At 62.8% G+C, this 2,083-nt stretch carries 2 protein-coding genes; both read right to left on the bottom strand.

The genetic code is table 11. The annotated features are described in order from the left end of the window. Positions 1-611, bottom strand: a 611-nt coding sequence (locus tag AC1DT3_RS19070) for a PDC sensor domain-containing protein (RefSeq protein WP_477466791.1), incomplete at its 3' end; no start/stop codon positions are given. A gap of 182 nt (positions 612-793) precedes the next feature. Continuing rightward, positions 794-2,083: bifunctional metallophosphatase/5'-nucleotidase (locus AC1DT3_RS19065; RefSeq protein WP_477466790.1), on the bottom strand; the 1,290-nt coding region annotated here is incomplete at its 5' end.

Raw genomic sequence — 2,083 nt, 5'->3', positions numbered from 1 at the left:
AAATACGACAGCGAGAYGGTCACCGACATGATGCCGCGGAACGAGCCGTCCGGGTAGGCGAGACGTCGGCTGACCATGAACGTCGGACGCTGCGTCACGCGTCCAACGATCGGCTCGCCGACAAAGAGCCCGGCCTTGGGATCGAGCTGCGCCCGGAACGCGTCCCGGTCGGCGACATTGGACGGCGGCGTGGGAAACTCGGCCGTCGTCGCCCGCAATTGTCCGGCCGTGTCGTTCAGCCAGATATCGTCGATATAGGGCAGGGTCCCCTTGATCGCGCGCAGTTGCTCCCACATCGCCCGCGATGGCTGGATGGTGTACCAGCTCTCGTCGCGAATGATGATTTCGGTCTTCTGCAAGGCGAGATCGGATACCTCGAACAGTCGCGCCGCATGATCGGCGAGAAAAAACGCGGTGCTCCTGGTGTCGTCCTCGATGCGTTGCAGCAGCCTGTCCCGCTGTTCCCAGGCGATGAAGCCGAACGTCGCGCACAGGAAAAGAACGCCAAAAATGCCCATGACCAGAGCAGCGCGGCCGCGGGTCAGGGAGCGTCGTCGCTTTTTCTGAGACAGGGTCGGGTGCGTCGCGCGCTGCGGGGCCGTCAGTTGCAAGGGAGCCGGGTCTCAATTGCGGGATTGAAACGGCACAGTAGAGGCTTGGTCCAGAAGTACAAGCACGCGGCCCCGCGGCACAAAACGCCTCTTCGCCGGAAGGCATGAAAAACCCCGCCTGATCAAAGGCGGGGTTCGGTCTTGGATCTCATCCCGGTTCGCCGGAACCGAGGTTTCGTCCGTCAGCGCAGGACGACGCGGCCTTCCACCTTGGGAGCGACCTTGCCGGCCTTCGTCACGTAGTCGATGACCTGCGTCGCCATCAGCTGGCTGGCGGATGCATCGACGATCTGCTTGGCATCGGCAAACGCCTTGTAGCCGTCACCGCCACGGGCCATGAAGTCGTTGGTGGCGAGCTTGTAGGTCTTGCTCGGATCGAGCGCCTCGCCGTTGATCTTGACCGACTTGACGCGGCTGCCGACCGGCTCCTTGGTGTCGATGTCCACGATCAGGCCGGAGACCTGCGGGAATCGACCACCGAGTTCACGCACTTGGCTGACGCCGTTCTCGAGAGCCTCTTTGATCTTGTCGCCCTTGATCTCGAGGAGCATCGTCGTATTGCCGAACGGCATCTCGGCGAGGATATCGCGGCGCGTCAGCTTCTGGCCGGCATTGTATTGCTTGTCGGCGCGCAGGCCGCCACCGTTCGTGATGGCGAGATCCGCCTTCATCGCGGACTTGAGTGCGTCTGCGACGAGGTTGCCGAAGGCCGCTTCGCCGCCGCGAACCGTCGCGCGACGGCTGTCGAGCGGCGTTTCCGTGAGGCCGATTTCGATGTCGAGTTCCTTGGACAGCTTGTCCTCGTAACCCTTCACGATCGCGGCGATCTCGGGATCGGGCTTGACGGTGGCGGTGTCGACGATGCGGAAATTGGGCGTCCAAGTGACCGTGGTCTTGCCGTCCTTCTGTTCTTTCTTGACCGTCAACTCGGTGACGACCACGTAGTTCGCCTGCGACTCCGCTTCGGTCAGCGTCACCTTGCCGTCGTAATAGGCGAGCAGGTGTTCGTCGTGGCCGCTGATGATGACGTCCGCCCCGCTGGACCGCGTCAGGATCATGTCCACCGCCAACGGTGTGTGAACGACCGCGACCACGATGTCGGCGCCCTTGTCGCGCAGATCCTTCGCTTTGGCGCGGCCGTTGTCGATCGTCGACTGGAACTTGAACCCGTCGCCGGGGCTCGACGTGAGCGGCGTGTCTTCCGTCGTCAGGCCGAAGAAGCCGACCTTGATCCCTTGAACGTCGACGATCTTTTCGCGCTTGGTGTTCGCGGGGAAGTCGTTCCCGTCCATGATGTTGGACGTGAGAATATCGAACTTGGCCTGCGCCATCCGGGCGCGGAAATTCTCGCCGCCGAGATCGAACTCGTGGTTGCCCGGCGTCATCACGTCGACGCCCATGTTGTTGAGGATGTCGATGATGTGGGCGCCCTTGTCGAAGCCCGACAGCAGCGAGGGCGAGATGGTGTCGCC

It is taken from the genome of Microvirga sp. P4_G7 (assembly GCF_056401005.1).
Note: the sequence above shows the minus strand (reverse complement) of the source record. Positions and strands in the feature narration are given on the sequence as shown.